The following is a 24,991-nucleotide window of genomic DNA, read 5'->3' as shown; positions in this document are numbered from 1 at the left end:
AATCCCGTGCATCTGCACGTGTTTCGGTCTACGCTGATCGCATGGCTACGGATGACACGACCTACCGCTGGGTGAAGGACGGGGCGCTCGGCCCGGGACGGATGCGCTACGGCGCCGACTACAACCCCGAGCAGTGGCCGCGCGAGGTGTGGGACGAGGACGTCCGGCTCATGCGCGAGGCCGGCGTCAACATCGTCTCGCTCGGCATCTTCTCCTGGGCGCTGCTCGAGCCGCGCCCGGGCGAGTGGGACTTCGGCTGGCTCGACGAGATCATCGATCTGCTGCACGCCAACGGCATCGACGTCGACCTCGCCACGGCGACCGCGTCCCCGCCGCCGTGGCTCGCGAAGCGGCATCCCGAGATCCTGCCGCAGACGATCGACGGAACGACCCTCTGGCCGGGGTCGCGTCAGCACTGGCGGCCGACGTCGCCGGTCTTCCGCGAGTACGCGCTGCGGCTGACGCGTGCGCTCGCCGAGCGCTACGCCGATCACCCTGCTCTCGTCGCCTGGCACATCTCGAACGAGCTCGGCTGCCACAACCTCTACGACTTCTCGGATGACGCCGCCCGGGCCTTCCGGGTGTGGCTGCAGGCGCGCTACACGACCCTCGACGCGCTCAACGAGGCCTGGGGCACGGCGTTCTGGTCGCAGCACTACGAGGAGTGGGACGAGATCCTGCCCCCGCGTGCCGCTCCGACGCAGCGCAACCCCGGACAGCAGCTCGACTTCGAGCGCTTCTCGTCGGATGCCGTGCGCGACCACCTGCGCGCCGAGAACGCGGTGCTCGCCGAGGTGACGCCCGGCATCCCGCGCACGACGAACTTCATGGTCGCCCAGAACGTCCGCGACATCGACTACCCCTCGTGGGTCGGCGACGTCGACTTCGTGTCGAACGACCACTACCTGCGCCCGGGCGAGCTCGGGCGCGACGACCTGTCGTTCTGGTCGAACCTCACGGGCAACATCGCCGGCGGCCGGCCGTGGTTCCTCATGGAGCACGCGCCGAGCGCGGTGAACTGGCGCGCCGTGAATCCGCCCAAGCGGCCCGGCGAGCTGGTCCGCGACGCCCTGACCCATGTCGGGCACGGGGCGGACGCGGTCTGCTACTTCCAGTGGCGGCAGTCCCGCGCCGGGGGTGAGCGCTACCACTCCGGCATGGTCCCGCACGCCGGCGCCGAGAGTCGGGTGTTCCGCGATGTGGTCGACCTCGGCTCGCAGCTGCGCGACCTGGCGCCGGTCACCGGCAGCCGGCGCGAGCGGGCGCGCGTGGCGCTCGTGTTCGACTACGAGTCGTGGTGGGTCAGCGGACGCGACTCGCACCCCTCCGAGTCGCCCGCCTACGACGACGAGACGCTGCTGTGGTACCGAGCGCTCCTCGACCTCGGCGTGCGCGTCGACGTCGTGCCCGTCGCGGCCGACCTCGGTGACTACGAGGTGGTCGTCGCGCCGATGCTCCACGTCGTGCCGGCGGCGCTGCGCGAGCGCCTGACCGCCTTCGTCGCCGGTGGCGGGCACCTCGTGACGACGTACTTCTCGGGTGTGGTCGACGAGAACGACCGGGTGTGGCTCGGCGGGTACCCTGGCGCGCTGCGCGACCTGCTCGGCATCACGATCGAGGAGTTCGTGCCGATGCTGCCGGGGGAGACGGCATCCCTCGCCTCCGGCACGGTCGTCCGCGACTGGAGCGAGCGCATCGCGCGCGTCGAACCCGATGTCGAGGTGCTCGACGCCTATGCCAGCGGCGACCTCGACGGCGCCCCGGCCGTGACCCGACGCCGAAGCGGCCAGGGCAGCGGAGGCAGCGCGACGTACGTGTCGGCTGCGATCGGTCGCGCCGGTGCCGCGGACGTCGTGCGGCGCCTGGCCAGCGACATCCCGGCGCTCGCGGCAGACCCCCTCGCGGCCGACGGCGACGTCGACGTGATCATCCGCCGCCACGAGGGTGGGCGCTTCGTGTTCCTCGCGAACCGCACCGACGCCGAGGTGGTGGTGGCCGCAGCGGGCGACCTGATCGCGGGTGCCGCCGAGCGAGGTTCCGCGGATGCCGTCGCGATCGCCCCGCGCGGTGTCGCGGTGCTCGCGCAGGAGGGCTGAGCCGCGCGACAATGACCGCATGACCGACACGGACGGCACGCTGGCGTGGCTTCTGGACACCGACCCGTCGCTGCGCTGGCAGGTGGAGCGTGATCTCGCCGACGCTCCGCCGTCCGTGTGGCAGGCCACGCGGGCTCGCGTCGCGACAGAGGGCAACGGCGCACGCCTCCTGCGGGAGCAGGGCGACGACGGTCAGTGGGAGGGTGGCGCGTACTTCCCGGCGGGGTTCTTCGACAGCGCGGAGGCCCGCGCGCCGGGACAGCCCTGGACGGCGACCACCTGGACCCTGAAGGATCTGCGGGAGTGGGGTCTGGATGCCGCCGTCCTCGGCGACACCGCGGAACGGCTGCGACGCAACAGCCGCTGGGAATACGACGACCTGCCGTACTGGGACGGCGAGATCGACGTGTGCATCAACTCGTACACGCTCGCGACGGGCGCCTGGCTCGGTGTCGACATGAGCGGCCTGGCGCGGTGGTTCCGTGAGCATCAGCTGGCCGATGGCGGGTGGAACTGCGAGGCGGAGGAAGGACGATCGGTGCGCGGGTCGTTCCACTCGACTCTCAACGCACTGCGCGGCATGCTCGCCTGGGAGCAGATCACGGGCGACCGGGCCCTCCGCGAGAGCCGGCACCGCGGGGAGGAGTACCTGCTGTCGCGCCGGCTGGCCTTCCGCGCCTCGACCGGCGAGCCCGTCGGCGACTTCGTGACGGAGTTCGTCTACCCCAACCGCCACCGCTACAGCGCGCTCGCCGCCCTCGATCATTTCCGCGCGGCCGCGCTTCTCGAAACCGCCGCACCCGACCCGCGGCTGGCGGAGGCGATCGACATGGTCCGGAACGCTCGCGCCGCCGACGGGACATGGCATCAGGGCGAGCCGCTGGCGGGACGCGTCTGGTTCGACATCGATGTCGCCGCGGGCGAGCCGTCGCCCTGGCTGACCATGATCGCCCTGCGCGTGCTGCGGTGGTGGGACGCCGCTGTTCCGGCCTGACGCCGCGCTGTCAACAGCCTGTCGCCCACCGCGGGGCGTCGCCGACGATGGCGGCAGACGAAAGGACTCGCCATGACGACAGACATGCCCGCTTCCGATGCCCCGCTCCGGGTCGTCGCCCTCAACTGCACGCTGAAGCCCGCGCCTGCGGAGTCGAGCACGCAGCTCATGCTGCAGCAGGTGCTCGACGCCCTCGCCGAGCACGGCGCCTCGGGCACGCAGGTGCGCATCGCCGACCTGAACATCGCGCCGGGCGTCGAGACCGACATGGGGGACGGAGACGAGTGGCCCTCCGTTCGAGAGCAGATCCTCGCCGCCGACATCCTCGTCGTCGGGACGCCCATCTGGATGGGACACGCCTCGAGCCTCGCGCAGCGCGTGCTCGAGCGCCTCGACGCCGAACTCTCCGAGACGGACGACGCCGGTCGGCCGATCCTCTTCGACCGCGTCGCCGTGGTGGCCGTGGTCGGCAACGAGGACGGCGCGCACAAGGCCACCGCCGACCTCTTCCAGGGGCTGAACGACGTCGGGTTCACGATCCCCGCACAGGGCGGCACGTATTGGAACGGCGAGGCGATGCAGACCGTCGACTTCAAGGATCTGGAGAAGACCCCCGACCCGGTCGCCTCGACGACCGCCACTCTCGCACGCAATGCGGCGCATCTCGCGCGCGTGCTGCGCGCCGCCCGCTACCCGGCGGAGTGAGCCCGGGTCAGCCCCAGCCGCCCAGGTAGGCGGCGAGATCGGGCTCGTCGGTGACGACGCGGATCGCACGCGTCGTCACCGACGCGGTCGGGAAGAGATCCCCACGGCGCCAGCGGTCGCTCCGCGCGCGGGCGCGCACCGAGATGACCCGCAGGAGGGGCTCGCTGTCGGGGGAGCACAGGGTCAGCTCGCCGAGGCCTTCGCCGTCGACGCGAGCCAGTGCGGCGGTGAGGACGTCGTCGTCGGCGTCGATGCGGACCGGGCGGAGCAGCTCGATGATGATCCGGACGCGATCGAACGCGGGATCCGGCTCGGATTCCTCCGGAAGCACGGCGGCGCGCCCCGCAGCCGGCCCCAGAGCCGCGAGCACGCTGTCGATGGCGAGGAACCGCTGCCCGTCGCTCGCGCGCGGCGGCGCGGTGATCGCGATGTCGGGGTGGGTGGGCCGCAGGCCCCGGCCGGCGGAACCGGCGACGGGAATGAGGTCGCTGAGCCGGATGGTCTCCGCGTTGCGGCGCGCCACCGCGCCTTCATCGCGTCCGGCGGCATCCGGTCCGTCGTGCCACGCCACGGCTGCGGGCACATGGGCGAGCAGCGCGCCGCGCAGCCACGCGCGATAGGTCCATTCCCAGTCCTCCCCGCCATACGACGTGAACGACTCGTCGAAGCCTCCCGTCGCGTCGAACAGCACCCGCGAGCACGCGATGACAGCCCCGATGACGTGGCGATAGCTGCGGTCGTCAGCGCGGAGCAGGTTCGCGGTTCGGCGATACTCCGCCGCGAGCCATTCCGGCTCGGGCAGGGCCGTGTGCGCCGCCTCTTCGGCGAGCCGGGCGGCGTCGACGCCGCGCAGGTCTGCGTGCCGGCGCCGCCCGACCGTGACGCAGTCCGGCGCGAGTGCGGGCAGCCGGGTCAGCTCGCGGATGAAGGCGGGCTCGGGGGCCGTATCGGCATCGAGGAACACGAGGACATCTCCGCGAGCCGCCGCGGCACCGAGGTTGCGGACGGCCGCGAGCCGGAAGCCCCGGTCCTCGTGGCGGACGAGCTCGACCCCGTCCGGAACGGAGGGCGACTCGGGCGAGCCATCGTCCGCGACGATGATCTGCAGCCGGTCGGCCGGGTGATCCTGCGACCGCAGCGCGGCGAGCGTCCGAGCGAGCTGTTCGGGCTGGCGGTAGTGGGCGACGATCACCGAGACGGTCGGCGGCTGTTCGGGCCATCGGCCGTCGAGAAGGTCCCACCGGTTGCCGGGTAGGGCTTCGCCGGGCAGTGGGCCCGAGCTCATCGCGACATCCCGCGCCACCAGTTCAGGTACGACCCAGCGACGTCGGCCAGGTCGGGACGCAGGGGATGCCCGGGGGCCAGACGAGTCGAGGCCGGGTCCTCCCACGCCTCGGCGAGGCGGTCGGTCAGCTCCGCCGGGTCGAAGAGAACCGTCGTCCCGGGGCGCAGGCCGTCCATCTCGTCGCTGTAGCGCGACCGGACGACGAGCGGACGACGTCCGGCTTCGATCCAGTCGAGCATCGATCGCGAAGCCGACACGTGCTCGTGCGCGGCGACCGGGATGCCCGGCTCGCGCAGCCGCCGGGCGAACTCGCCGTCGTCGAGGAATCCGGTGATCTCGAAGCGGCCGCCGACGTCGGCGGCCAAGCGTTGGAGCGTCGCGACGTCGCTTTCGTGGCCCGGCGAGGCGGCACCCAGAGCGCGGACGACCGCTTCGCCGACCGGTCGGCCCGACGTACGCAGCGCGTTCACTGCCGCGGTGGCGGCGCGCAGGGCCGGCTCGTGCCCCTTTCCGGGGTACACGAACCCCGCGATGAGCACGATGAGGTCGGCGGAGGCGCCGGGTCGGTCCGGGGCGTCGGCGGGACCCGGCTCAGGAGCGCGGGCGAGCCGGGTTCCGAGCGGGATCACCTCGGGCCGCAGGTCGTCGCCGAGGTGCTCCGACACGAGCAGCCGCTCGTGCTCGCTGTTGACGGCCACGGCGTCGGCGGCGGCGAAGAAACGGCGATAGGCGGCGACCCGGCGGTCGTACTTCGTGCCGTCTGACGGCTGCGGCAGATCGTGCAGTGTCAGGGTCAGCCGGCAGGCGCGCGAGAGCGTTTCGACCGCGTCGGCGGCATCCTCCAGGCTCGCTCCGAGCAGGCGGTCGGTCGCGTGCAGATGCACGGGCTCGCCGGGAGCGACCGCTGTCAGCGCGGCGCTGAGGTCGGTCACGGCGGCGGCGCGCACGGCCGGGTCGAGACGGTGCGCGGCGGCGGCGACGTCGGAGCCGTAGTCGGTCACTCCGTGTCCGGCAGGACCCCAGACGAGGCACAGGGGAGGGGTGTCGACGGGCATCCGGTCATCGTTACCGGTCGCCTGTGGTTCGCGCAAGTGCGAGGCGCCGGGCGTCCCGCTCGGCTAGCGTCCGACTCGGATCGCCCCCGTTTCGGCGGTTTCAGCAAGGAGGACCGTGACCATCGTCACCGCCAGTGCGCCCCTGGACGAGATGTCCGGTGCGCCCGACGTGCGCGTCGTCGCGGTGCCCGCCGGGCATCCCTACGTGCAGCGTGTCACGCACGCCGCGGGCATCGAGCTTCTGCCCGACCCGCCGGTGGCTGGCGCGGCCGAAGGCGTGTGGTGGCCACCCGTCGCCCTCGACCCCGACTGGATTCGTCAGCACGCCGATCGTGCCGACATCCTGCACGTGCACTTCGGCACCGAGTCTTTCCCCGCGGGCCATCTGACGGCGTGCATCGACGCGGCCCATGCCGCCGGTTGGGCGGTCGTCTTCACCGTCCACGATCTGACTCACCCCCAGCTCGCGGACCAGGGTCCGTACGCCGCCCAGCTCGACGAGCTCATTCCGCGCGTCGACGCTCTCGTGACGCTCACCGCAGGCGCCGCAGCCGAGGTGCGCGAGCGCTGGGGACGCGAGGCGGTCGTGCTGCCGCATCCCGCCATCCTGCGCGAGGGCGAGACCCCGTCGGTCGTCGCGGTGAGCGAAGAGCTGCGGATCGGAATGCACCTGAAGGACCTCCGCCCCGGCACCGATGGGCCGACCAGCGCGCGAACGCTGATCGCCGCGGTCGAGCGCCTCCGCGATGAGGGCCATCACGCTGTCGCCGAGATCCGCATGCACCGGTCGGTCCGCGATCACGACGCCCGCGACGAGGTGCGGGCGGCCGTGGCCGGCCACCCTTACGCGGTCCTCGTCGAGCAGGGCCGACTTCCCGACGCCGCGCTGAACACGGCGCTCGGCGGACTCGACGTCTGCGTGCTGCCCTACCGCTTCGGCAGTCATTCCGGCTGGCTCGAGCTCTGCTGGGACCTCGGCGTCCCCGTCGCCGTCCCCGATGTCGGCCACTTCGCCGATCAGCATGACGACGACTCGATCGCGAGCTTCCACCCGGGCGATGTGGAGACGCTCACCGCTTCATTGCGCACGCTGCTGTCGTGCGACGAGGCGGCCCGTCCCGGTTCGGTCGCGCGGGCCGATCTCATCGAGGCGCGTCGCGACAGTCGCCGCGAGCAGGATGCCGGGACGGCGCAAGCGCATGCCGCGCTGTACCGCCGTCTTCGCAGCGAGCGTGCCTCGTGACGGGGCGTCCGCTGCGCATCGCGGTCATCGCGCCGCTCCGGTTTCCGATCCGGAGGCCTCACGCCGGCGGGCTCGAGGCCGCCGTGTGGTCGGAGGCCGAGGCTCTGCGCGCCCGAGGCCACGAGGTGACCGTCGTCGCGGTGACCGGGTCGGACCACGTCGAGCCCGGCAGCATCTGGGAGATGCCCGAGCTGGGCTGGGACGCCGACGCGGTGCGCACCGACAAGACGTATCCGCCCGCCTACGAAACCCTCAGCGTGCCGATGCTCCGGCGCGCCCTCGAGACGATCGGCGCGCGGGCCGCGGACTTCGACGTGATCTCGAACCACTGCCTGCACGCCCTCCCGCTGCAGCTCGCACCGCAGCTGGACGTGCCGATGGTGACGACCCTGCATACGCCCGTCGACGATGACTTCGTGCGGGCCCACCGTGCCGCGGCGGGCCGGGGCAGCACGTTCCTCTCGGTCAGCGAGCACACGCGTCGGGAGTGGCAGCACGCGGGTGTCGCCTCGACCCTGCTTGCCAACGGCGTCGACCCCCGCGTCTGGACCGCAGGGCCGGGCGGCGACGACCTCGTCTGGTTCGGCCGCATCGTTCCCGAGAAGGCCCCGCACCTGGCCGTGGCCGTCGCCCGATCGCTCGGGCGACGGCTCACGATCGCCGGTCGTGTCGGCGACCGCGCGTACGCCGACGACGTGCTCGGCCCGCTGCTCGGCCACGACGTCACGCTGGCCGGTGAGCTCACCCCTCACGAACTCGCCGCGCTCGTCGGTCGGTCGGCCGTCGCGCTCGCGACTCCCGCGTGGGCCGAGCCGTTCGGGCTCGTCGGTCCGGAAGCCCTCATGTGCGGGACGCCCGTCGTCGGCTTCGCGGTGGGCGGCGTGCCCGAGATCGCGGCGGCCTCCGTCGGGATGCGCCTCGTGGGCGCCGGAGACGTCGCCGCGATGGCGGATGCCGTGGCGGAGATCTGGCCGCAGGCCCGTGATCCGCGCTTCCGTCGCGCGGTCCGGGGGCGGGCGGTGGAGCGGTTCTCGCTCGACGCGCGAACGAGTGCGCTCGAGGAGATCTTCGCGTCGCTGAGCACGCGCGCGGCGCCCGCCGAGCTGCCGGCATGACGGGGCGCATCGGCTGGTACGTGCACCATCATGGTCGCGGCCACCTGACCCGTATGCTCGCCATCGCGCCCCACCTCGATGTCGACGTCGTCTGTTTCAGCTCGATGCCCGCTCCCGCCGAGCTGCCCGCGAACGTCTCGTGGGTCGAGCTCTCCCGCGATGACGTGCCCGCACCGGCCGTCCCCGCCGATGACCCGACGGCGGGCGGCCTGCTCCACTGGGCTCCGTTGCACCACGTCGGCCACCGTTCGCGGTTCGCGGTCATCGCCGCAGCGGTCGGGGCGGGCGACATCGACGCGTTCGTCGTCGACGTCTCGGCCGAGGTGACGTTGTTCGTCCGGCTCCTCGGCGTGCCCGTGGTGATCATCACGCAGCCCGGTGACCGCACGGACGAGCCGCACCGGCTGGCTTATGCCGCGGCGCGGCGGGTCATCGCGCCCTGGCCGGAGGAGATCTATGCTCCCGAGCACCTGACCTCGCTCGGTGACCGCGTCGCGTTCGTCGGCGGGATTTCGCGGTTCGCCGGTCGTCGTCGGCCCGCGCAGCCGCGCGGCGACGAGGTCGTCCTGCTCGGCGGCGGCGGTGGCGCCGACGTCTCGGCCGACGACATCGCGGCCGCGGAGCGCGCGTCGGGGCGTCCGTGGCGTGTGCTCGGCGCCGGTTCCGGAGCGTGGGCCGCCGACCCCTGGGATGCGTTGACGACGGCAGCCGTCGTCGTGTCGTGGTGCGGTCAGAACGCGGTCGCCGATCTCGCCGCCGCGGGCGCACCTGCGATCGTCATCCCGCAGGAACGTCCGTTCTCCGAGCAGCGGGCGACCGCCCTGGCGCTCGGGCGGTCGGGCCTCGCCGTCGCCGTGCCCCGGTGGCCCGAGCCGGCGCGCTGGCCGGATCTGCTCGACCAGGCCTCGGCCTGCGGCGAGGGATGGACCGCGTGGCGCGCCGACGGAGCGGCGCAGCGCGCGGCGGAGATCATCCGTGCCGAAGCGGCGGCGGGAGCCGGTGCATGAGCGACATGGCGATCGTGACGCTCTGCTCGGCACCGCGCCTCGAGCACCTGCGCAATCAGCTGCGCGCGACGGCGGGTGTGCCGCGGGTCGTCGTCTGGATCGGCGACGACGATGCGCCCCTCCTCGACGCCGAGTCCGTGGTGCGCGTTCCCCCGGGGGCGGCCGGTCTGCGGCTCGCGGCGGCGCGAAACGCCGGCGCCCGTGCAGCCGAGGCGCTCGGGGCGCGCCTGCTCGTCTTTCTCGACGCCGATTGCGTCCCCGGGCCCGAGCTCGTCGATCGCTACCGTGACGCGGCGACCCAGCACCCCGATGCGGTCCTGTGCGGGCCGGTGACGTATCTGCCCGCGAGGGCCGCGCTCGACGCGGCGTCCCTCCGCGCGGCCACTGCGCCCCACGCGGCGCGCCCGGCTCCGCCCGCCGGCACCCTGCAACGTGCCGAGCCCGCGGAGTACCCGCTGTTCTGGTCGCTCTCGTTCGCGACCACGATCGCCGTGTGGCGGTCCGTCGGCGGGTTCGACGAGCGGTACGAGGGCTACGGGGGAGAGGACACCGACTTCGCGTTCTCCCTGCGTCGCGCCGGCGTCCCGATGATCTGGGTCGGCGGCGCCGACGCCTATCACCAGCATCACGAGACCTCGTCGCCGCCCTGGCAGCACCTCGACGACATCCTGCGCAACGGCGCCCTCTTCGCTGAGAAGTGGGGCGAGTGGCCCATGACGGGCTGGCTGGAGGCCTTCGAGCGAGCCGGAGCGATCACCCGCGAGGACGACGGCTGGCGTCGAGCCTCGGTCTGACCGCGCCGGCGAGCAACTCGGCCGCGGCAGCGAGCAGGTCGCGGGCCACGGGGTCGGGGGCGAAATCGGCGACCTGTGCGCGCGCATGCTCGGCGAGTGTTCGTGCCCACGCGGGATGCCGCACGGCGACGGTGATCGCGGCGGCAAGACGTTCCGGGTCGGCGGGCGGCACGCTCTGGCAGTCCTGGCCGTCGGTGCAGAAGTCGTCGTATCCGCTGCCGGAAGTCACCACGAGCGGCGTGCCGATCGCCTTGACCTCGAGGGCGACGTTGCCGAAGCCTTCCCAGCGAGAGGGGCAGATGACGACATCCGCTCGTGAGATCGCTCCGTAGAGCTCCTCGCCCGGCACGTGCCCGAGCCAGATCACGCGGTCGCGCGCCGTCGGCGGCAGCATCTCGAGGAGTGCGGCGCGCGTCGGCTCGTACCGGGCATCCCCACCCGCGCCGGCGAGGACGAGGCGCGCGCCCGGCACGTCGTCATGCACGAGCCGGAACGCCGCGAAAGCGTCCTCGACGCCCTTCCGTCGCTCGGAACGGCCGAGGAAGAGCACGACCGGCGCGTCATCGTCGGGCCAGCCGTCGGGTGCGGCCGCGCGCGTCGCTGCGGCCGCGACCGCGTCGACGTCGATGCAGTTGCGGACGACGCGAGCCGGCGGCAGGCCCGGGTACAGGTCGCTGGTGCGCTCGAGCATCGCCCGCGAGATGGCGATGAGACCGGCGGACCGGTACAGCTGATGCCGTTCCGCCGACGCTTGCCGCAGGCGGGCGAGCCGCTGCCCGATCGGCAGGTCTCCCGGCGTGAGCCCGGACACCTGGTCGGCGAGGCGGACGCCGGTCGCCAGATTCGTCAGCAGGGGTGCCGTGCGGGGGAGCGGCGCGGCCAGGCCACCCCACTCGGGAGCGAAGACGACGTCATGGTGATGAGCGCGGTAGGCGCGACGCACGCCGCCGTCGACCAGCCTGACCCCGTCGCCCGGGTCGTCGGACACGAGATCGTCCCTCGTCTCGAGCGCGAGGTCGACGGCGACCCCCTGGCGGGCCAGGGCCGGGAGCAGCGCGGCGTAGTGACGGCCGATTCCGCCGGTGTAGGCGGTGACGCCGGCGTATTCGGGACTCGCGACGAGCCAGCGCGTCTCGGCCCGCGAGGTGAGCAGGTCGGTCATGAGGCCTCGAGCGGAAGCGTGCCGAGGGAGAGCCCGGTGACCGCGGCGGCCTCGGTGAGCATCGCCCGCACCCGCCGCGGATCGGTGGCGACGGGATGAGGCGACGCGAAGTCGAACCGGAGGGGGATCGACCGCTCGAGCCACAGCGTGCTGCGCCCCTGTCCGTCGCTGTGTCTCCAGCTCACCGTGAACCCTTCGCCTGCGCCGAGCTTGGCGGCGACCACGAGCTGGAGGTGGGCGAGGATGTCGTCGGGCATGGCGACGGGGATGAGGCCCGACCCGTATCGCAGTTCTCCCATCGCGGCGCTCTCCCCTCGTGCCACGACAGGGTGCACCAGGGGCCCGCTGTTGCGAGTGCCCCTTGACGAGCTGGCGGACGGCGGGCTAGCGGGTGGAGCGGTGCAGTCGTCGTCGCACGTCGCCGACGACGCGACGCGCCGCCGCCGACAACCGGCGCAGTCCGCCGCGGGTGCGCCCCCGGCGGCGAGCCGCGCGCAAGATGCTCGCCCAGCGGCGGCGGATGCGCGCGTCGCTGTACTCGGATGCGGTCGCTCGGGCGTTCTCCCGCATCGCGGCCCGCCGGACGGGGTCGAGCTCGACCGCGGCTCGCACGGCGTCCGCGAGGGCGCCGACGTCGCCGTCCGCGACGAGCCATCCGTTCTCGCCGTGGCGGATCAGCTCGGCCGGTCCGTAGGCGATGTCGTAGGCGATGGGGAGGCAGCCCGCGGCCATCGCCTCGAGGAGGACCAGACCGAACGCCTCCGATCTGCTCGTGAGCAGAAGGACGCTGGCGGTGGCCATGGCCGCTGCCGGCTCGTCGGTGTGCCCGTGGAAGCGGATCGCGTCGTCGTCCTCGGCGAGGACGGCGAGCTCGGCGGCGCGAGAACCCGTGCCGTAGATGTCGAGGGGGACGCGCGGTCCGTCGTCGCTGTGCACGAGGCGCACCGCCGCGACGGCATCCTCCACCCGCTTGATCGCTTCGAGCCGGGCGATGACGACGGCGCCGGTTCGCGCGGCCTCCGTCGGCAGGGTCGCGGCGTCGATGAGCGAGACCGGGTGGGCGACGCTCGCCAGGAACGGGCGCGGCCCCACGATCGCCCTCACGTCGGCGGCCTGGGCGTCGGTGGCGAATGCGACGGCGTCGAAATCGGTCAGTCGCGAGAACACCGCCTGGCGCGATGCTCGCACCGAGCCCGGTTTCGGCCCCCGGTGCGAGCCATGGATGACGTGCACGGTCGTGACCCGGCGTCGCCGGTATCCCGCCGCGAAGGGCGCAACGGTTTTGCTGTCGACGATGAGGAACGCCTCGCCGTCGCCCACGAGGTGGTCGAGCCAGTCGGCGTAGAAGTCGTAGCGTCGGCGCCAGGCGCGGACCGGTCGGCCGTCGGCGTCGCGGGCCAGGAGGAGGCGGCCCCGGGCGCCGACCCGTCGTTCCGACAGCGCGATCGTGCCATCGGGGCGGAGGTGGTCGATGTCCACCGGTTTGCCGTCGGCGCCGAGCCGCAGGCGGCGGAGGATGACGTCGTTCGCCTCATCGATGATGACGCCGTCGTCCGCGGGATCGAGCGCGGGCGGTGCGTCGGGGAGCCCCGTGCCGGGATGCACGCCGCCGGTCCGTGGCCAGTCGTAGAGGTTGCGAATCGTCACGGGCGTCGTGGCGTCGGGGTCGGTGACCGGCGGCAGGGGGAACGCGCGGTCGTCGAGGGTGAGCACGTCGACCGGAGTTCCGGCCTCGGCGAAGAGGCGGCTGCGATCGAGCAGGGCGGTGGTCATGCCCCCGTAGGGAACGGCGATGCCCCAGGTCAGTGCGAGGTGACGCCCGGGAGGAAGGTCGGAGCCGGCCACGTCGACGTCACCGGGGGCCGGGACGCACGGACACGTCCGGGACCAGGGCGTCTCGTGGCAGGTCGAGGGCGGCGAGCACGGTCGTCGCGACCGACTCGGGATCGATGAAGGCGGCGGGGTCGTAGTTGCGGCCCTCCTGGCGGTGCACCTCCGCCTGCATCGGCGTGGCGGTCCGCCCCGGGTAGACCGTCGTCACGCGGACGCCGTGGGCGGCCTCCTCGCCGCGCAGCGCGTCGGCGAGGGCCTTGAGTCCGTGCTTCGACGCGGCGTAGGCGCTCCACGCCGGGTGCGCCGTGAGGCCGGCGCCGGAGTTGACGAACAGGATCTGACCGCGCGCGGCCCGTACCGCGGGCAGAGCGAGGCGGGTGAGCTCGGCGGCGGCGATGAGGTTGACGGTGAGCTGATCGGTCCATGCGGCGACGGGCAGCTCGGCAACAGGACCCAGCTCGACGACGCCCGCGCCGTGGATGACGGTGTCGATCGCCTCCGGCAGCCGGTCCGCGAGCGCGCCGGCGAGGGCCGCGGGCTCGCGCAGGTCCGCGGCGACGCCGACGGCGTCCGGGAGGAGCTCCGCGAGCTCGGCCGCGCGGGCTTCGTTCCGGCCGAGGAGCACGAGCCGGTCGCCACGGTCGGCAAGCCGGCGCGAGATCGCGAGTCCGATGCCCGAGCCCGCGCCCGTGATGAGATGCGTCTGCGTCATGCACCCATCGTCGCATCCGCGCGACGGCCCCGCCGTGCTCGTTTGCGTGCCGCCGTGGAACGTGCGACGATCATCTCGGACATGTGACTGGTCATGCAGGCAGGATCCGAACGTACGTGCATCGCACGGCGGTCGGGTCCTTTTTTTATTGCCTCCGACCGGGGCCGGAGCGGAGCCGCTCCGGCGGCACGGTCCGGGATTCCACAGGAGGAAAACGAAGATGACCACCACGAAGGACGCCGCGGGCGCGATCCTCGAGCACGTCGGCGGACCCGAGAACATCGCCGCCCTGCAGCACTGCTCGACGCGGCTCCGATTCAATCTCGTCGACGACGCCCGCGCCGATGAGGCGGCTCTGAAGGCGGTGCCCGGCGTCATCGGCGTCGTGCGCGGTCCGCAGACCCAGATCATCGTCGGGTCGAAGGTGGGCGACTACTTCACCGAGATCGAGAAGCTGCGCGGCGGGCGTGCGGCGGCACGTGCGGCGGGGGAGACCCGTCCGAAGCTGACATGGAAGCGCGCGGGCTCGGCGGTCATGGACTTCGTCGTCGCGGTGTTCACCCCGATCATCCCGGCCATCGCCGGCGCGGGCATCTTCAAGTCGTTCCTGATCCTCGCCTCGGCGCTCGGGTGGATGCAGACGACCGACCCCAGCTACCAGGTGCTCTCGGCGATCCCCGACGCGGTGTTCTTCTTCCTGCCGCTGCTGGTGACCTACACTGCCGCGAAGAAGCTGGGCGTCAACATCCCGCTGGCTCTCGGCATCGTCGGGCTCTTGGTGTTCCCGACGTTCTCCGGTCTGCTGACGCAGGAGGGCGGTGTCGCGCTCTTCGGCCTCGCCATCCCCGCGATCTCCTACAACGCCCAGGTCTTCCCGCCGATCCTCGCGGTGCTGCTGCTGTGGCCCGTCGAGAAGCTGGCGACGAAGATCACGCCCGGGCCCATCCGCACCTTCTTCGTGCCGCTGCTGTGCTTCATCGTGGTCTCGCCGATCATGATCTTCGCCCTCGGGCCCCTCGGTTACGGCCTCGGATCGCTGCTCACCGGCGGGATGCTCTGGCTGTACGGCACGCTCGGCTGGGTCGCTATCGCGCTGCTGGCAGCCGTGCTCCCCTTCATCATCTCGGTGGGAATGCACAAGGCGTTCATCCCGCCCACGATCGCCACCGTTGCACAGCAGGGGCGTGACCCCTTCTACCTCGTGGCCTCGCTCGCCCACAACATCGCCGAATCGGGCTCGAGCCTGGCCGTCGCTATCCGCACCCGCAACAAGACTCTGCGCGGCACGGCCATCTCGTCGGGCATCTCCGCGTTCTTCGGCATCACCGAGCCCGCGCTCTACGGCGTGACGCTGCAGAACCGCCGTGCGCTGTTCGCGGTGATCGCCGGCTCGCTGACCGGCGGCGTCTACCTGGGCATCGCCGCCGTGGGCGCCTTCGCGCTCGTCAGCCCGGGGGCTGCGAGCATCTCGATGTTCATCGACGTGCTCAACCCGTGGAACCTCATCCATGCCGTCATCGGGGCGCTCGTCGCCTTCGCGACCGCCTTCGTCGTCGCGCTCGTCATCTGGAAGGACTCCGACTCGGGCACGATCCGCGCCCTCGAGGCTCAGACCGGCCCGGCGGGCGGGATCGCGCCCAACCCGGTCGGCGACGGCCGCCTCGTCGCCCCCGTCGCGGGCGAGGTCGTCCCGCTCGACCGCGTCGACGACCCGGTCTTCGGCGGCGGCATCCTCGGCGACGGCGTCGCGATCCGCCCCAGTGCGGGCGCCGTGTACGCGCCGCTGTCGGGAGTGGTCTCGAGCCTGCTGCCCTCGAAGCACGCCTTCGGCATCACCGGCGACGACGGCGTCGAGATCCTCGTCCACGTCGGGCTCGACACGGTCAAGCTCGACGGAGCTCCCTTCGTCGCCCACGTCGCGCAGGGCGATCGCGTCGAACGCGGGCAGCTGATCCTCGAGGCCGACCTCGAGGCGATCCACCTCGCCGGCTTCGACACGATCACCCCGGTCGTCGTCCTCAACGGCGACGCGTTCGAGGTCGTCGAAGCCCTCACCGGGCCCGTCGAGGCGGGCACCGGCATCTTCACCGCTCGTACCAAGGAGGCCGCTCGTGGCACTGTCTGATTCGTTCCTGTGGGGCGGCGCGCTCGCCGCCAATCAAGCCGAGGGCGCGTGGCGCGAGGGCGGCCGCGGTCCGGCCGTCTCGGACATCGCGAAGTATCGTCCGAACGTCGACCCCCGCGAATACGCGATCCATCACGCGCACACGGTCGAGAGCATCACCGCCGCCATGGCCGATGATGACGAGACGTATTACCCCAAGCGCCGCGGCATCGACTTCTACCACCGGTATCCCGAGGATCTCGCCCTGTTCGCCGAGATGGGGTTCACGGTGCTGCGCGTGTCGATCGCGTGGACGCGGCTGTACCCGACGGGCGAGGAGACCGAACCCAACGAGGACGGCATCGCCTTCTACGAGGGGCTGTTCACCGAGATGCGGCGGCTGGGCATCGAACCGCTCGTCACGCTCTCGCACTACGACCCGCCGCTCGCCCTCGCCCTGAAGAACAACTGCTGGGTCGATCGCGGCACGATCGCCCTGTTCGAGCGCTTCGCCCGCACGTGCTTCGAGCGCTTCGGGCACCTGGTCAAGCTGTGGCTGTCGTTCAACGAAATCGACGGCATCGTGCGGCATCCGCTCACTTCGGGCGGCATCATCGAGGAGACCGTCGAAGGCAGCATCCTGCAGGCCTGCTACACCGCCCTTCATCACCAGTTCGTGGCCTCGGCCTCGGTGACGCGGATGCTGCACGAGATGTGGCCCGAGTCGCAGATGGGCTGCATGCTGACCATGCTGAAGACCTACCCGCTGACGTGCCACCCCGACGACATCGCCGCGACCCAGGCGAAGGACCGGCTGCTCTACCTCTGCACGGATGTCCAGGCCGGCGGCGCCTACCCCCGCCTCGCCCTGAACGCGCTCGCGCGACAGGGCGTCGAGATCCCGTTCGCCGAGGGGGATGCCGAGCTGCTGCGCGAGCACCCCGTCGATTTCATCTCGCTGTCGTATTACATGACCCTCGCCGAGTCCGTCGACCCCGATGCCGAGCGGACCCCGGGGAACACGGTGCTCGGAGTCAAGAACCCCTACCTCGAGTCCAGCGAGTGGGGCTGGCAGATCGACCCGGTCGGGCTGCGGATCTCGCTCATCGATCTGTACGACCGCTACGGCAAGCCGCTGTTCATCGTCGAGAACGGGCTGGGCATGCGCGATGAGCTGACCGCCGACGGCCGCATCCACGACCCCTACCGCATCGACTACTTCCGGGCCCACTTCCGCGAGATGATCCGGGCCGTCGACGAGGGCGTCGAGCTGATGGGCTACACCAGCTGGGCGCCGATCGACATCATCAGTGCGTCGTCGTCGCAGATCTCGAAGCGATACGGTTTCATTCACGTCGACCTCGACGATCTCGGTCAGGGCAGCGGTGAGCGTCGGCGCAAGGATTCGTTCTGGTGGTACCAGCGGGTGATCGCCACGAACGGCGCAGATCTCGGGTGACCCTCCTGCTCCACGAGCGTGAGGCCGTGTCGATGAGGGCGGGCATGCAGATCATCAAGAAGGTGCTCAACTCGAGCGTCGTGCTCGTCGATGATGAGCGCGGCGTCGAGCGGGTGCTGCTGGGCAAGGGCATCGGATTCGGTGCCAAACCCGGCGACGTCGTCGACGAGGGCGCGACCGATCGGGTGTTCGTCGCGCTCGACGACGCCGATCAGCGGAACCTCGTCGAGCTGCTCGCGCAGATCCCGGGTGAGTTCGTCGAGCTCACCCGGGAGATCGTCCGTGACGCCGTGGCCTCGGGGCTCGATCTCGATCCGCACATCTACCTCACGCTCACCGACCACCTTCACTTCGCCGTCGAGCGTCACCGTCGCGGTCTCGTCGTCGTGAACCGGCTCGCATGGGAACTGCGCACCGTCTACCCCGACGAGTACGCCGTCGGGTCCCGCGGTGTCGAGCTGCTGCGGGCGCGCATGCGCGTGGATGTGCCGGACGAAGAGGCCGCCAATATCGCGTTCCACCTCGCCAACGCCGCCAACGGGCGGGCTGGTGCCGACACGATGCATGTCGTACGGCTCATCTCGGCGGCGACCACGATCGTGTCGAACACCACGGGGATCGCCTTCGGCGACGACCTGCATTCGTCGCGTTTCCTCGTGCACCTGCAGTTCTTCGCCGAGCGGGTGTTCTCGGGGCGCTTGCTCGACAGCGACGACGGCTTCCTGTTCGAGAGCATGAGCCGGCGGCATCCTCGGGCGACGGCGACGGCCGAACGCGTGCGTGCGCTCGTGCGGACGCAGCACGACATCGAGATCACCGACGAGGAGGTCGCCTACCTCGCTCTCCACATCGCACGCGCCGTGCCGGGGTGATCCCGCGTCAGTATCCGGCGCGGGTGGTGCGGTCGGCCTCGGGCACCCAGGCCGCCGCGAGCGCTTCCGAGCCGCGGGCCAGCAGCGCGACGTCGGCGCCGACGAGCAGGAAGTCCGCCCCGGCCTCGGCGTAGCCGCGCGCGAGCGCGGGGTCGAAGGCGTTCACGCCCACCGGTGTGCCCGCGGACCGGGCGTCGGCGAAGACGCGACGGACGGCGGCGACCACGTCGGGGTGGGACTGCTGTCCGAGCAGCCCCATCGAGGCGGCGAGATCGCTCGGGCCGACGAACACGCCGTCGATCCCGTCGACCGCAGCGATGCCCGCGGCGGCGTCGACCCCCGCGGCGGTCTCGATCTGCACGACGAGCGACACGTGCTGCTCGGCCTCGGCCAGGTAGTCGTCGACCCGGTTCCAGCGGGCCGAACGGGCGAGGGCGGAACCGACGCCGCGGATGCCGCGGGGCGGATAGTGAAACGCGCGCACGACCGCCTCGGCCTCGGCGACCGACGACACCATCGGCACGAGCAGGTTCTGCGCACCGAGGTCGAGCACCTGCTTGATCACGACGGGGTCGGCGGTCGGAACCCGCACCATCGTCGTGACCGGTGTCGCGGCGGCGGCCTGCAACTGGGCGAGCACGGACTCGATTCCGTTGGGAGAGTGCTCCATGTCGATGAGCAGCCAGTCGAGTCCGGCGCCGGCGCAGATCTCGGCGACCAGCGGTGACCCGGAGCACACCCAGATCCCCGCGAGCGGGCGGTCCGCGCGACCGAGGGCGTCGCGGAAGGCCGGTGTCAGACGAAACGGCATGCGATCACTCCCATCGGGCCATAGTCGCAGCGGACCTCGTCGCCGCGCGACACCCACATCGGCCGCGTGAACGACCCGGCGAGGATCAGCTCACCCGCCTCCAGGCGCGCGCCGTGCTGCGACACCTTGTTGGCGAGCCAGGCGACCCCCGTCGCGGGATGGCCGAGGACACCCGCCGCCACCCCGGTCTCCTCGATCTCGCCGTTGCGCGAGAGCAGCGCCGGCACCCACCGCAGGTCGATCTCGTCGGGACGTCGCCGCTCGGTGCCGAGCACCATCGCACCGTAGGCGGCGTTGTCGGCGATCGTGTCGATGATCGTGCGCCCCTCGAGCTCGATGTGCGAGTTGAGGATCTCGAGGGCCGGGACGGCATAGTCGATCGCGTCGAGCGCGTCGTCGAGCGTGCAGTCCGGCCCGGCGAGGGGGCGGGCGAGCGCGAAGGCGAGCTCGACCTCGACGCGCACGTTCGAGAACCGCTCGGTGGCGATCTCGGTGCCGGAGCCGTAGATCGTGTCGTCGAACATGACGCCGTAGTCGGGCTCGGTGATCCCGGTCGCCTGCTGCATTGCTTTCGAGGTCAGACCGATCTTGCGTCCCACGAGCCGGCGGCCCGAGGCGATCATCCGGTCGCGCCACACGCCCTGGATGGCGTACGAGTCCTCGACGGTGGCGCCGGGGTACCGCGCCGTGATGCGCGGGATGACGTCGTGCGTGCGGTCGGCCTCGGCCAGTTCGTCCGCGATGGCGGCGATGTCGTCGGGGGAGAGCATGAGCGTCCTCTCAGAGCTGGTTGCAGATCAGAGCTGGTTGCCGAGCTTGTACTCGCCCTGTTTGTACTCGGGCAGCCCGTCGTCGCCCGGTCGGGTGTACGAGAACCCGTCGGCGCCGATCGTGACGGCCATCTCCGAGTCGTCGCTGCGGGCGCGGAGCGGCTGGGGCTTCCCGTCGAGGTCGAGGACGAGGGAGGCCTCGGTGTACCAGGAGGGCACGACGGGGTTGCCCCACCAGTCGCGGCGCTGGTTGTCGTGCACGTCCCACGTGATGACGGGATTGTCGGGGTCGCCGGTGTAGTAGTCCTGCGTGTAGATCTCGACGCGGTGTCCGTCGGGGTCGCGCAGGTAGAGATAGAACGCGTTCGAGACGCCGTGGCGCCCCGGCCCCCGCTCGATCGCGTCCGACCGGCGCAGCGCGCCGAGCTTGTCGCAGATCGCGAGGATGTTGTGCTTCTCCTGCGTCGCGAAGGCCACGTGGTGCATCCGGGGGCCGTCACCGCCGGTCATCGCGGTGTCGTGGACGGTCGGTTTCCGCCGCATCCATGCCGCGTACACCGTGCCCGCGTCATCCTGGATGTCCTCGGTCACCCGGAACCCGAGCGTCTGCATGAACTGCACGGCGCGCGGGACGTCCGGGGTCACCTGGTTGAAGTGATCCAGACGCACGAGCTCGCCGGGCGTGTGGAGGTCGTAGCGCCACGAGAGGCGCTCGACGTGCTCGGTCTGGAAGAAGAACTCGTACGGGAAGCCGAGCGGATCCTCGACGCGGACAGAGTCGCCGATGCCTCGCACGGAGCCACCCGGCCGCCGCTCCACCCGGCAGCCCAGCTCGGTGTAGAACGCGACGGCGCGGTCGAGGTCGTCGGCCGACCGGACGCGGTACGAGAACGCCGCGACGGCGGCGACCGGTCCCTGACGCAGGATCAGGTTGTGGTGGATGAACTCCTCGGTCGAACGGAGGTAGATCGCCTCGTCGTCCTCCTCGGTGACGTAGAGCCCGAGCACGTCGACGTAGAACTCCCGTGAGGCGGCGAGGTCGGTGACGACCAGCTCCATGTAGGCGCAGCGGAGGATGTCGGGCGCCGGCGCCGTCGGCGTCGGGATCGGGTCGTCGCAGGTGATCGGCGCCTCCTGGCTGACGAAGTAGCCCGAGGAGGTCCGGGTCATCTGGTCGCGGTGGGTCATGACAGCGTCCTTGCTCTCGATGTCGGGTGGGTCCGGCGGTTCCGGGGGGCGGGTCAGCTCTTGCCGAAAGTCGGGTTGTGGACCGCGCCGAGGGTGATGTGCACCGCCTGCTGGTGCGTGTAGAAGTCGATCGACCGGTAGCCGCCCTCGTGGCCGAGGCCGGACGCCTTGACCCCGCCGAACGGGGTGCGCAGGTCGCGCACGTTGTTGGAGTTGAGCCAGACCATCCCCGCCTCCACGGCCTGCGAGAAGTTGTGCGCCCGCTTCAGGTCGTTGGTCCAGACGTAGGCGGCGAGCCCGTATTTCGTGTCGTTGGCGAGGTCCAGCGCCTCGGCATCCGTGTCGAACGGGGTGATCGCGACGACCGGGCCGAAGATCTCCTCCTGGAAGATCCGCGCCGTCGGAGCGACGTCGGCGAACACGGTCGGGGCGACGAAGGTGCCGCTCTCGAACCCCTCGGGGCGGCCGCCGCCGGCGACGAGGCGGCCCTCGCTCTTTCCGAGCTCGACGTACGACATGACCTTCTCGAAGTGCTCGGGATGCACGAGCGCGCCCACCTCGGTCGCCGGGTCGTGGGGGAAGCCGACTCGCACCCGCTGGGCCTGCGCGGCGTAGCGTTCGACGAACTCGTCGTACATCGCGCGCTCGACGAGGATGCGGCTGCCGGCCGTGCAGCGCTCGCCGTTGAGAGAGAACACACCGAAGATCGTGGCGTCGATCGCCGCGTCGAGATCCGCGTCGGCGAAGACGATCGCCGGGCTCTTCCCGCCCAGCTCCATCGACAGCCCCTTGAGGTGCGGCGCCGCGTTGGCGAAGATCAGCTGCCCCGTCGAGCTCTCGCCCGTGAACGAGATGAGCGGCACGTCGGGGTGCTTCACGAGCGCGTCGCCCGCGTCCTCGCCGAGGCCGTTGACCAGGTTGAAGACCCCCGGCGGCAGTCCGGCCTCCTCGAAGATGCCCGCCCACAGCGACGCGGACAGGGGCGTGAACTCGGCGGGCTTCAGCACGACCGTGTTGCCGGTGGCGAGCGCCGGGGCGAGCTTCCACGACTCGAGCATGAACGGGGTGTTCCACGGAGTGATGAGCCCGGCGACGCCGATGGGCTTGCGGTTGACGTAGTTGATCTGACGGCCGGGCACCTTGTAGGTGTCGTCGGCCTGGGCGACGATCAGGTCGGCGAAGAACCGGAAGTTCTCGGCGGCCCGCCGGGCCTGGCCGAGCGCCTGCGTGATGGGGAGTCCGGAGTCGAACGACTCGAGCTCGGCGAGGCGGGCGTCGCGAGACTCGACCAGGTCGGCGATGCGGTGCAGCACGCGCGAGCGCTCGCGCGGGAGCATCCGCGGCCACGGCCCCTCGGTGAACGCGCGGCGGGCTGCCGCGACGGCGGCATCGACGTCGGCCTTCTTGCCGGCGGCCGCCTGCAGGTACACGCGCCCGGTGACGGGGTCGAGCACGTCGAACGTCGCGCCGTCGACCGAGTCGACGAGCGACCCGTCGATGTAGTGACGGATGGCGCCGGGCAGGTCCGCGGGCGTGTGGGGGGCGGTGAGCGTCGTGTCGGTCATCTCGTGCGTCCTTGCAGCAGGGGGCGGTCAGAAGTTGGGCAGGCCGAGCGCCTGATCGGGGTGCTCGTGCGTCATGTAGGCGTCGAGGGTGGCCGAGCGGTGGCGCCGCGCGGCGTGCTCGATCTCGGTGAGGGGCGCCCCTCGTTCGATCAGCGCCAGGATGTGCTCGTGCTCCCGCACCGACTCCTGCGCGCGGCCCGGGACGAAGCTGAAGGTCGAGTCGCGCAGGTGTCCGAGCCGTGCCCATTCGGCCTGCACGAGTTCGAGCATTCGAGGGTTGGCGCACTGCTCGAACAGCGTCGCGTGGAACTCCTGGTTCAACCGAGTGAACGAGCGCGGATCGAAGTGATCGAGAGACTCGGTCATCAGCGCGTTGATCTCGCGCGCACGCCGGATGTCGTCGACGCTCAGCGCGCGCGCCGCGAGCGCCGTCGCGGCGCCCTCGAGGATCGACAGCGCCTGCATGCTGAAGCGGTACTGCGAGTCGTCGACCATCGCCACGCGGGCGCCGATGTTGCGCTCGAAGGTCACGAGGCCCTCGGCCTCGAGCTGGCGGATCGCCTCGCGCACCGGGACGACGCTCATGTCGAGCTCGCCGGCGATCGTCCCGAGCACGAGCCGGTACCCCGGGGTGAACTCCTGCTCGGCGATGCGCTCGCGGATCCAGTGATACGCGCGCTGCGACTTGCTCTGCGTCTCGGGCAGGGGAGGCGTCGGGGAGGTCATGCGCCGCGCTCGCCGTCGTACCGGGCGCGCCAGGCCGCGTTCATCGGGAACAGCCCGTCGACCGAGGCGCCCTCCGCCACGCGCGCGGCGATCCAGGCGTCCTCGTCCTCCTGAGCGAGGGCCGCATCGACGACCTCGGCGACGAGAGGCGGCGGGATGACGATGACCCCGTCGGCGTCGCCCACGATGACGTCTCCGGGCTGGACGGTCGCGCCGCCGCAGGCGATGGTTCCGCCCGCCTCCCACGGGACGTGCTTGCGCCCGAGGACGGCCGGATGCGCGCCCGCGGCATAGACGGGCAGCCCGATCTCGGCGACGGCGGCGTAGTCACGCACGCCGCCGTCGGTGACGACGCCGGCGGCTCCCCGGGTCCGGGCGCGGAGGGCCAGGATGTCGCCGAGCGTGCCCGATCCGGTCTCGCCGCGCGCCTCGATGACGATGACCTCGCCGGGCGAGACCGCGTCGAACACCTGCTTCTGCGCGTTGAAGCCGCCGCCGTGCCGGGCGAAGAGGTCGGGGCGGAACGGCACGAACCGCAGCGTGGCGGCCGTTCCGACGAGCTTGCTGGCGGGGTGCATCGGCTGCACGCCGTCGATCGTCACGTCGTCGAGCCCGCGCTTGCGCAGCTGCTGCGACAGTGCCGCGACGGGCACGCGCTCGAGCTTGGCCCGGAGATCGTCGGTGAGGCCGGATGCCGGCTCGTCCGGCAGCCCGGCAGCTTCGCGCGATCCCCACGCCTCCTCGCGCTGGATGTCGTCGACCGTGGGAAGCGAGCCGAGCGCGGGATCGAACGCGGCGCCCGCGTCGGCGACGACGGTCGTCACGAGTCGTCCCGACGTGGCGCCGGTGTCGAGCGCGTCGACCTCGACCTCGACGACGTCGCCGGGGACGATGACCGACGATCCGGCCGGCGTGCCGGTCAGGATGACGTCGCCGGTCTCGAGGGTCAGGTGCTGCGAGAGGTCGGCGACGATCTGCGCCAGCGGGAACAGCAGGCCGCCGGTGGTGTCGTCCTGCACGAGGTCGCCGTTGACCCAGGCGCGGACGCGGAGCCGGTGCGGGTCGACGGTCCGGGCGTCGATGAGGTCGGGGCCGAGGGGAGTGAAGCCGTCACGGCTCTTCGAGCGGAGGTTCGATCCTTTGTCCGCGGCGCGCAGGTCGTAGACGCCGAGGTCGTTGGCCGCGGTGACGGCGGCGACGTGGTCCCAGGCCTCGGCGAGGCCGACCCGGTGCGCATCGCGCCCGATGACGAGCGCGATCTCGCCCTCGAACGCCAGCAGTTCGGTACCCGCCGGGCGTTCGACCGTGTCGCCGCTCCCGACGATCGAGCTCGACGCCTTCAGAAAGTACGAGGGGGCGGCGGGCGTGCGCCCGCGCTGCGCGGCCCGGGATGCATAGCTCAGGTGGACCGCGATGATCTTGCCCGGTCGACCGGAGCTTCCTCGCTCTTGTCTCATATTCGAAATCGTATATGATCATCGCCAGCAGAACAACG

General features: G+C 71.6%; 22 protein-coding genes. 10 read left to right on the top strand and 12 right to left on the bottom strand.

The window, feature by feature from the left end; genetic code table 11:
- The first annotated feature begins 41 nt into the window (after positions 1-41).
- From ACLBWJ_RS06340 to ACLBWJ_RS06330, 3 genes are all read left to right on the top strand, one after another.
- Positions 42-2,096, top strand: coding sequence for a beta-galactosidase (locus tag ACLBWJ_RS06340; RefSeq protein ID WP_447659919.1), 2,055 nt, complete (start codon positions 42-44; stop codon positions 2,094-2,096).
- Between the two features lie 19 nt (positions 2,097-2,115).
- Positions 2,116-3,090 carry a squalene cyclase gene (locus ACLBWJ_RS06335; RefSeq protein WP_447659918.1) on the top strand — a complete coding sequence of 325 codons (975 nt, stop codon included), beginning with the start codon at positions 2,116-2,118 and terminating at the stop codon, positions 3,088-3,090.
- Positions 3,091-3,162: 72 nt separating this feature from the next.
- Positions 3,163-3,795 (top strand): flavodoxin family protein, encoded by a 633-nt coding sequence (locus ACLBWJ_RS06330; protein WP_282502058.1) that lies wholly within the window; start codon positions 3,163-3,165, stop codon positions 3,793-3,795.
- A gap of 7 nt (positions 3,796-3,802) precedes the next feature.
- Here the strand turns inward: ACLBWJ_RS06330 and ACLBWJ_RS06325 are convergent, their stop codons facing one another.
- Positions 3,803-5,080 carry a glycosyltransferase family 2 protein gene (locus tag ACLBWJ_RS06325; RefSeq protein ID WP_447659917.1) on the bottom strand — a complete coding sequence of 426 codons (1,278 nt, stop codon included), beginning with the start codon at positions 5,078-5,080 and terminating at the stop codon, positions 3,803-3,805.
- Complete coding sequence (locus tag ACLBWJ_RS06320) at positions 5,077-6,135, bottom strand: hypothetical protein (RefSeq protein WP_447659916.1); 1,059 nt, start codon at positions 6,133-6,135, stop codon at positions 5,077-5,079. The genes ACLBWJ_RS06325 and ACLBWJ_RS06320 overlap by 4 nt, the downstream gene beginning before the upstream one ends.
- A 115-nt stretch (positions 6,136-6,250) precedes the next feature.
- Between ACLBWJ_RS06320 and ACLBWJ_RS06315 the strand changes: the two genes are divergently transcribed.
- From ACLBWJ_RS06315 to ACLBWJ_RS06300, 4 genes are read left to right on the top strand one after another with little or no spacing between them, the layout of a single operon-like run.
- The gene (locus tag ACLBWJ_RS06315; RefSeq protein WP_447659915.1) at positions 6,251-7,378 is read left to right on the top strand and encodes a glycosyltransferase; all 1,128 of its coding nucleotides are present in this window, start codon (positions 6,251-6,253) and stop codon (positions 7,376-7,378) included.
- Complete coding sequence (locus tag ACLBWJ_RS06310; RefSeq protein WP_447659914.1) at positions 7,375-8,493, top strand: glycosyltransferase; 1,119 nt, start codon at positions 7,375-7,377, stop codon at positions 8,491-8,493. Before ACLBWJ_RS06315 ends, ACLBWJ_RS06310 begins: the two co-directional genes overlap by 4 nt.
- Entirely contained in the window at positions 8,490-9,500 is a 1,011-nt protein-coding gene (locus ACLBWJ_RS06305; protein WP_282502063.1) for a glycosyltransferase, read from the top strand. The genes ACLBWJ_RS06310 and ACLBWJ_RS06305 overlap by 4 nt, the downstream gene beginning before the upstream one ends.
- Positions 9,497-10,294, top strand: coding sequence for a glycosyltransferase family 2 protein (locus tag ACLBWJ_RS06300; protein ID WP_274178378.1), 798 nt, complete (start codon positions 9,497-9,499; stop codon positions 10,292-10,294). The genes ACLBWJ_RS06305 and ACLBWJ_RS06300 overlap by 4 nt, the downstream gene beginning before the upstream one ends.
- Here ACLBWJ_RS06300 and ACLBWJ_RS06295 read toward each other — a convergent pair.
- The 4 genes from ACLBWJ_RS06295 to ACLBWJ_RS06280 form a co-directional block, all read right to left on the bottom strand.
- Positions 10,254-11,456, bottom strand: coding sequence for a glycosyltransferase family 4 protein (locus tag ACLBWJ_RS06295; RefSeq protein WP_447659913.1), 1,203 nt, complete (start codon positions 11,454-11,456; stop codon positions 10,254-10,256). The genes ACLBWJ_RS06300 and ACLBWJ_RS06295 overlap by 41 nt on opposite strands.
- Entirely contained in the window at positions 11,453-11,755 is a 303-nt protein-coding gene (locus tag ACLBWJ_RS06290; protein ID WP_274178380.1) for a DUF7882 family protein, read from the bottom strand. The genes ACLBWJ_RS06295 and ACLBWJ_RS06290 overlap by 4 nt, the downstream gene beginning before the upstream one ends.
- A gap of 85 nt (positions 11,756-11,840) precedes the next feature.
- Complete coding sequence (locus ACLBWJ_RS06285) at positions 11,841-13,229, bottom strand: glycosyltransferase (RefSeq protein WP_323987249.1); 1,389 nt, start codon at positions 13,227-13,229, stop codon at positions 11,841-11,843.
- A gap of 79 nt (positions 13,230-13,308) precedes the next feature.
- A complete protein-coding gene (locus tag ACLBWJ_RS06280; RefSeq protein WP_447659912.1) occupies positions 13,309-14,001 on the bottom strand; it encodes an SDR family oxidoreductase in 693 nt (230 codons plus the stop codon).
- Between the two features lie 220 nt (positions 14,002-14,221).
- Between ACLBWJ_RS06280 and ACLBWJ_RS06275 the strand changes: the two genes are divergently transcribed.
- The 3 genes from ACLBWJ_RS06275 to ACLBWJ_RS06265 are packed head-to-tail and all read left to right on the top strand — an operon-like array spanning position 14,222 to position 18,436.
- The gene (locus ACLBWJ_RS06275) at positions 14,222-16,126 is read left to right on the top strand and encodes a beta-glucoside-specific PTS transporter subunit IIABC (RefSeq protein WP_447659911.1); all 1,905 of its coding nucleotides are present in this window, start codon (positions 14,222-14,224) and stop codon (positions 16,124-16,126) included.
- A complete protein-coding gene (locus ACLBWJ_RS06270) occupies positions 16,113-17,564 on the top strand; it encodes a family 1 glycosylhydrolase (RefSeq protein ID WP_447659910.1) in 1,452 nt (483 codons plus the stop codon). Before ACLBWJ_RS06275 ends, ACLBWJ_RS06270 begins: the two co-directional genes overlap by 14 nt.
- A 44-nt stretch (positions 17,565-17,608) precedes the next feature.
- On the top strand, positions 17,609-18,436 hold the full coding sequence (locus ACLBWJ_RS06265) for a PRD domain-containing protein (RefSeq protein ID WP_447659909.1): 828 nt from the start codon (positions 17,609-17,611) through the stop codon (positions 18,434-18,436).
- 7 nt (positions 18,437-18,443) lie between these two features.
- Here the strand turns inward: ACLBWJ_RS06265 and ACLBWJ_RS06260 are convergent, their stop codons facing one another.
- Genes ACLBWJ_RS06260 through ACLBWJ_RS06235 form a run of 6 tightly spaced genes read right to left on the bottom strand, consistent with a single transcriptional unit; the run spans position 18,444 to position 24,953 of the window.
- Entirely contained in the window at positions 18,444-19,247 is an 804-nt protein-coding gene (locus tag ACLBWJ_RS06260) for an HpcH/HpaI aldolase family protein (RefSeq protein WP_447659908.1), read from the bottom strand.
- Entirely contained in the window at positions 19,232-20,017 is a 786-nt protein-coding gene (locus ACLBWJ_RS06255) for a 2-keto-4-pentenoate hydratase (protein ID WP_447659907.1), read from the bottom strand. Before ACLBWJ_RS06255 ends, ACLBWJ_RS06260 begins: the two co-directional genes overlap by 16 nt.
- Positions 20,018-20,044: 27 nt before the next feature.
- Complete coding sequence (hpaD, locus tag ACLBWJ_RS06250) at positions 20,045-21,205, bottom strand: 3,4-dihydroxyphenylacetate 2,3-dioxygenase (protein ID WP_447659906.1); 1,161 nt, start codon at positions 21,203-21,205, stop codon at positions 20,045-20,047.
- 53 nt (positions 21,206-21,258) lie between these two features.
- The gene (gene hpaE / locus ACLBWJ_RS06245) at positions 21,259-22,770 is read right to left on the bottom strand and encodes a 5-carboxymethyl-2-hydroxymuconate semialdehyde dehydrogenase (protein ID WP_447659905.1); all 1,512 of its coding nucleotides are present in this window, start codon (positions 22,768-22,770) and stop codon (positions 21,259-21,261) included.
- Positions 22,771-22,797: 27 nt separating this feature from the next.
- The gene (locus ACLBWJ_RS06240; RefSeq protein ID WP_114589260.1) at positions 22,798-23,496 is read right to left on the bottom strand and encodes a GntR family transcriptional regulator; all 699 of its coding nucleotides are present in this window, start codon (positions 23,494-23,496) and stop codon (positions 22,798-22,800) included.
- Positions 23,493-24,953 (bottom strand): fumarylacetoacetate hydrolase family protein, encoded by a 1,461-nt coding sequence (locus ACLBWJ_RS06235; RefSeq protein WP_447659904.1) that lies wholly within the window; start codon positions 24,951-24,953, stop codon positions 23,493-23,495. The genes ACLBWJ_RS06240 and ACLBWJ_RS06235 overlap by 4 nt, the downstream gene beginning before the upstream one ends.
- Positions 24,954-24,991: the final 38 nt, after the last annotated feature.

Source organism: Microbacterium sp. M4A5_1d (assembly GCF_053345465.1).
The sequence above is the reverse complement of the archived record's forward strand: the minus strand, read 5'-3'. Positions and strand labels throughout refer to the sequence as shown.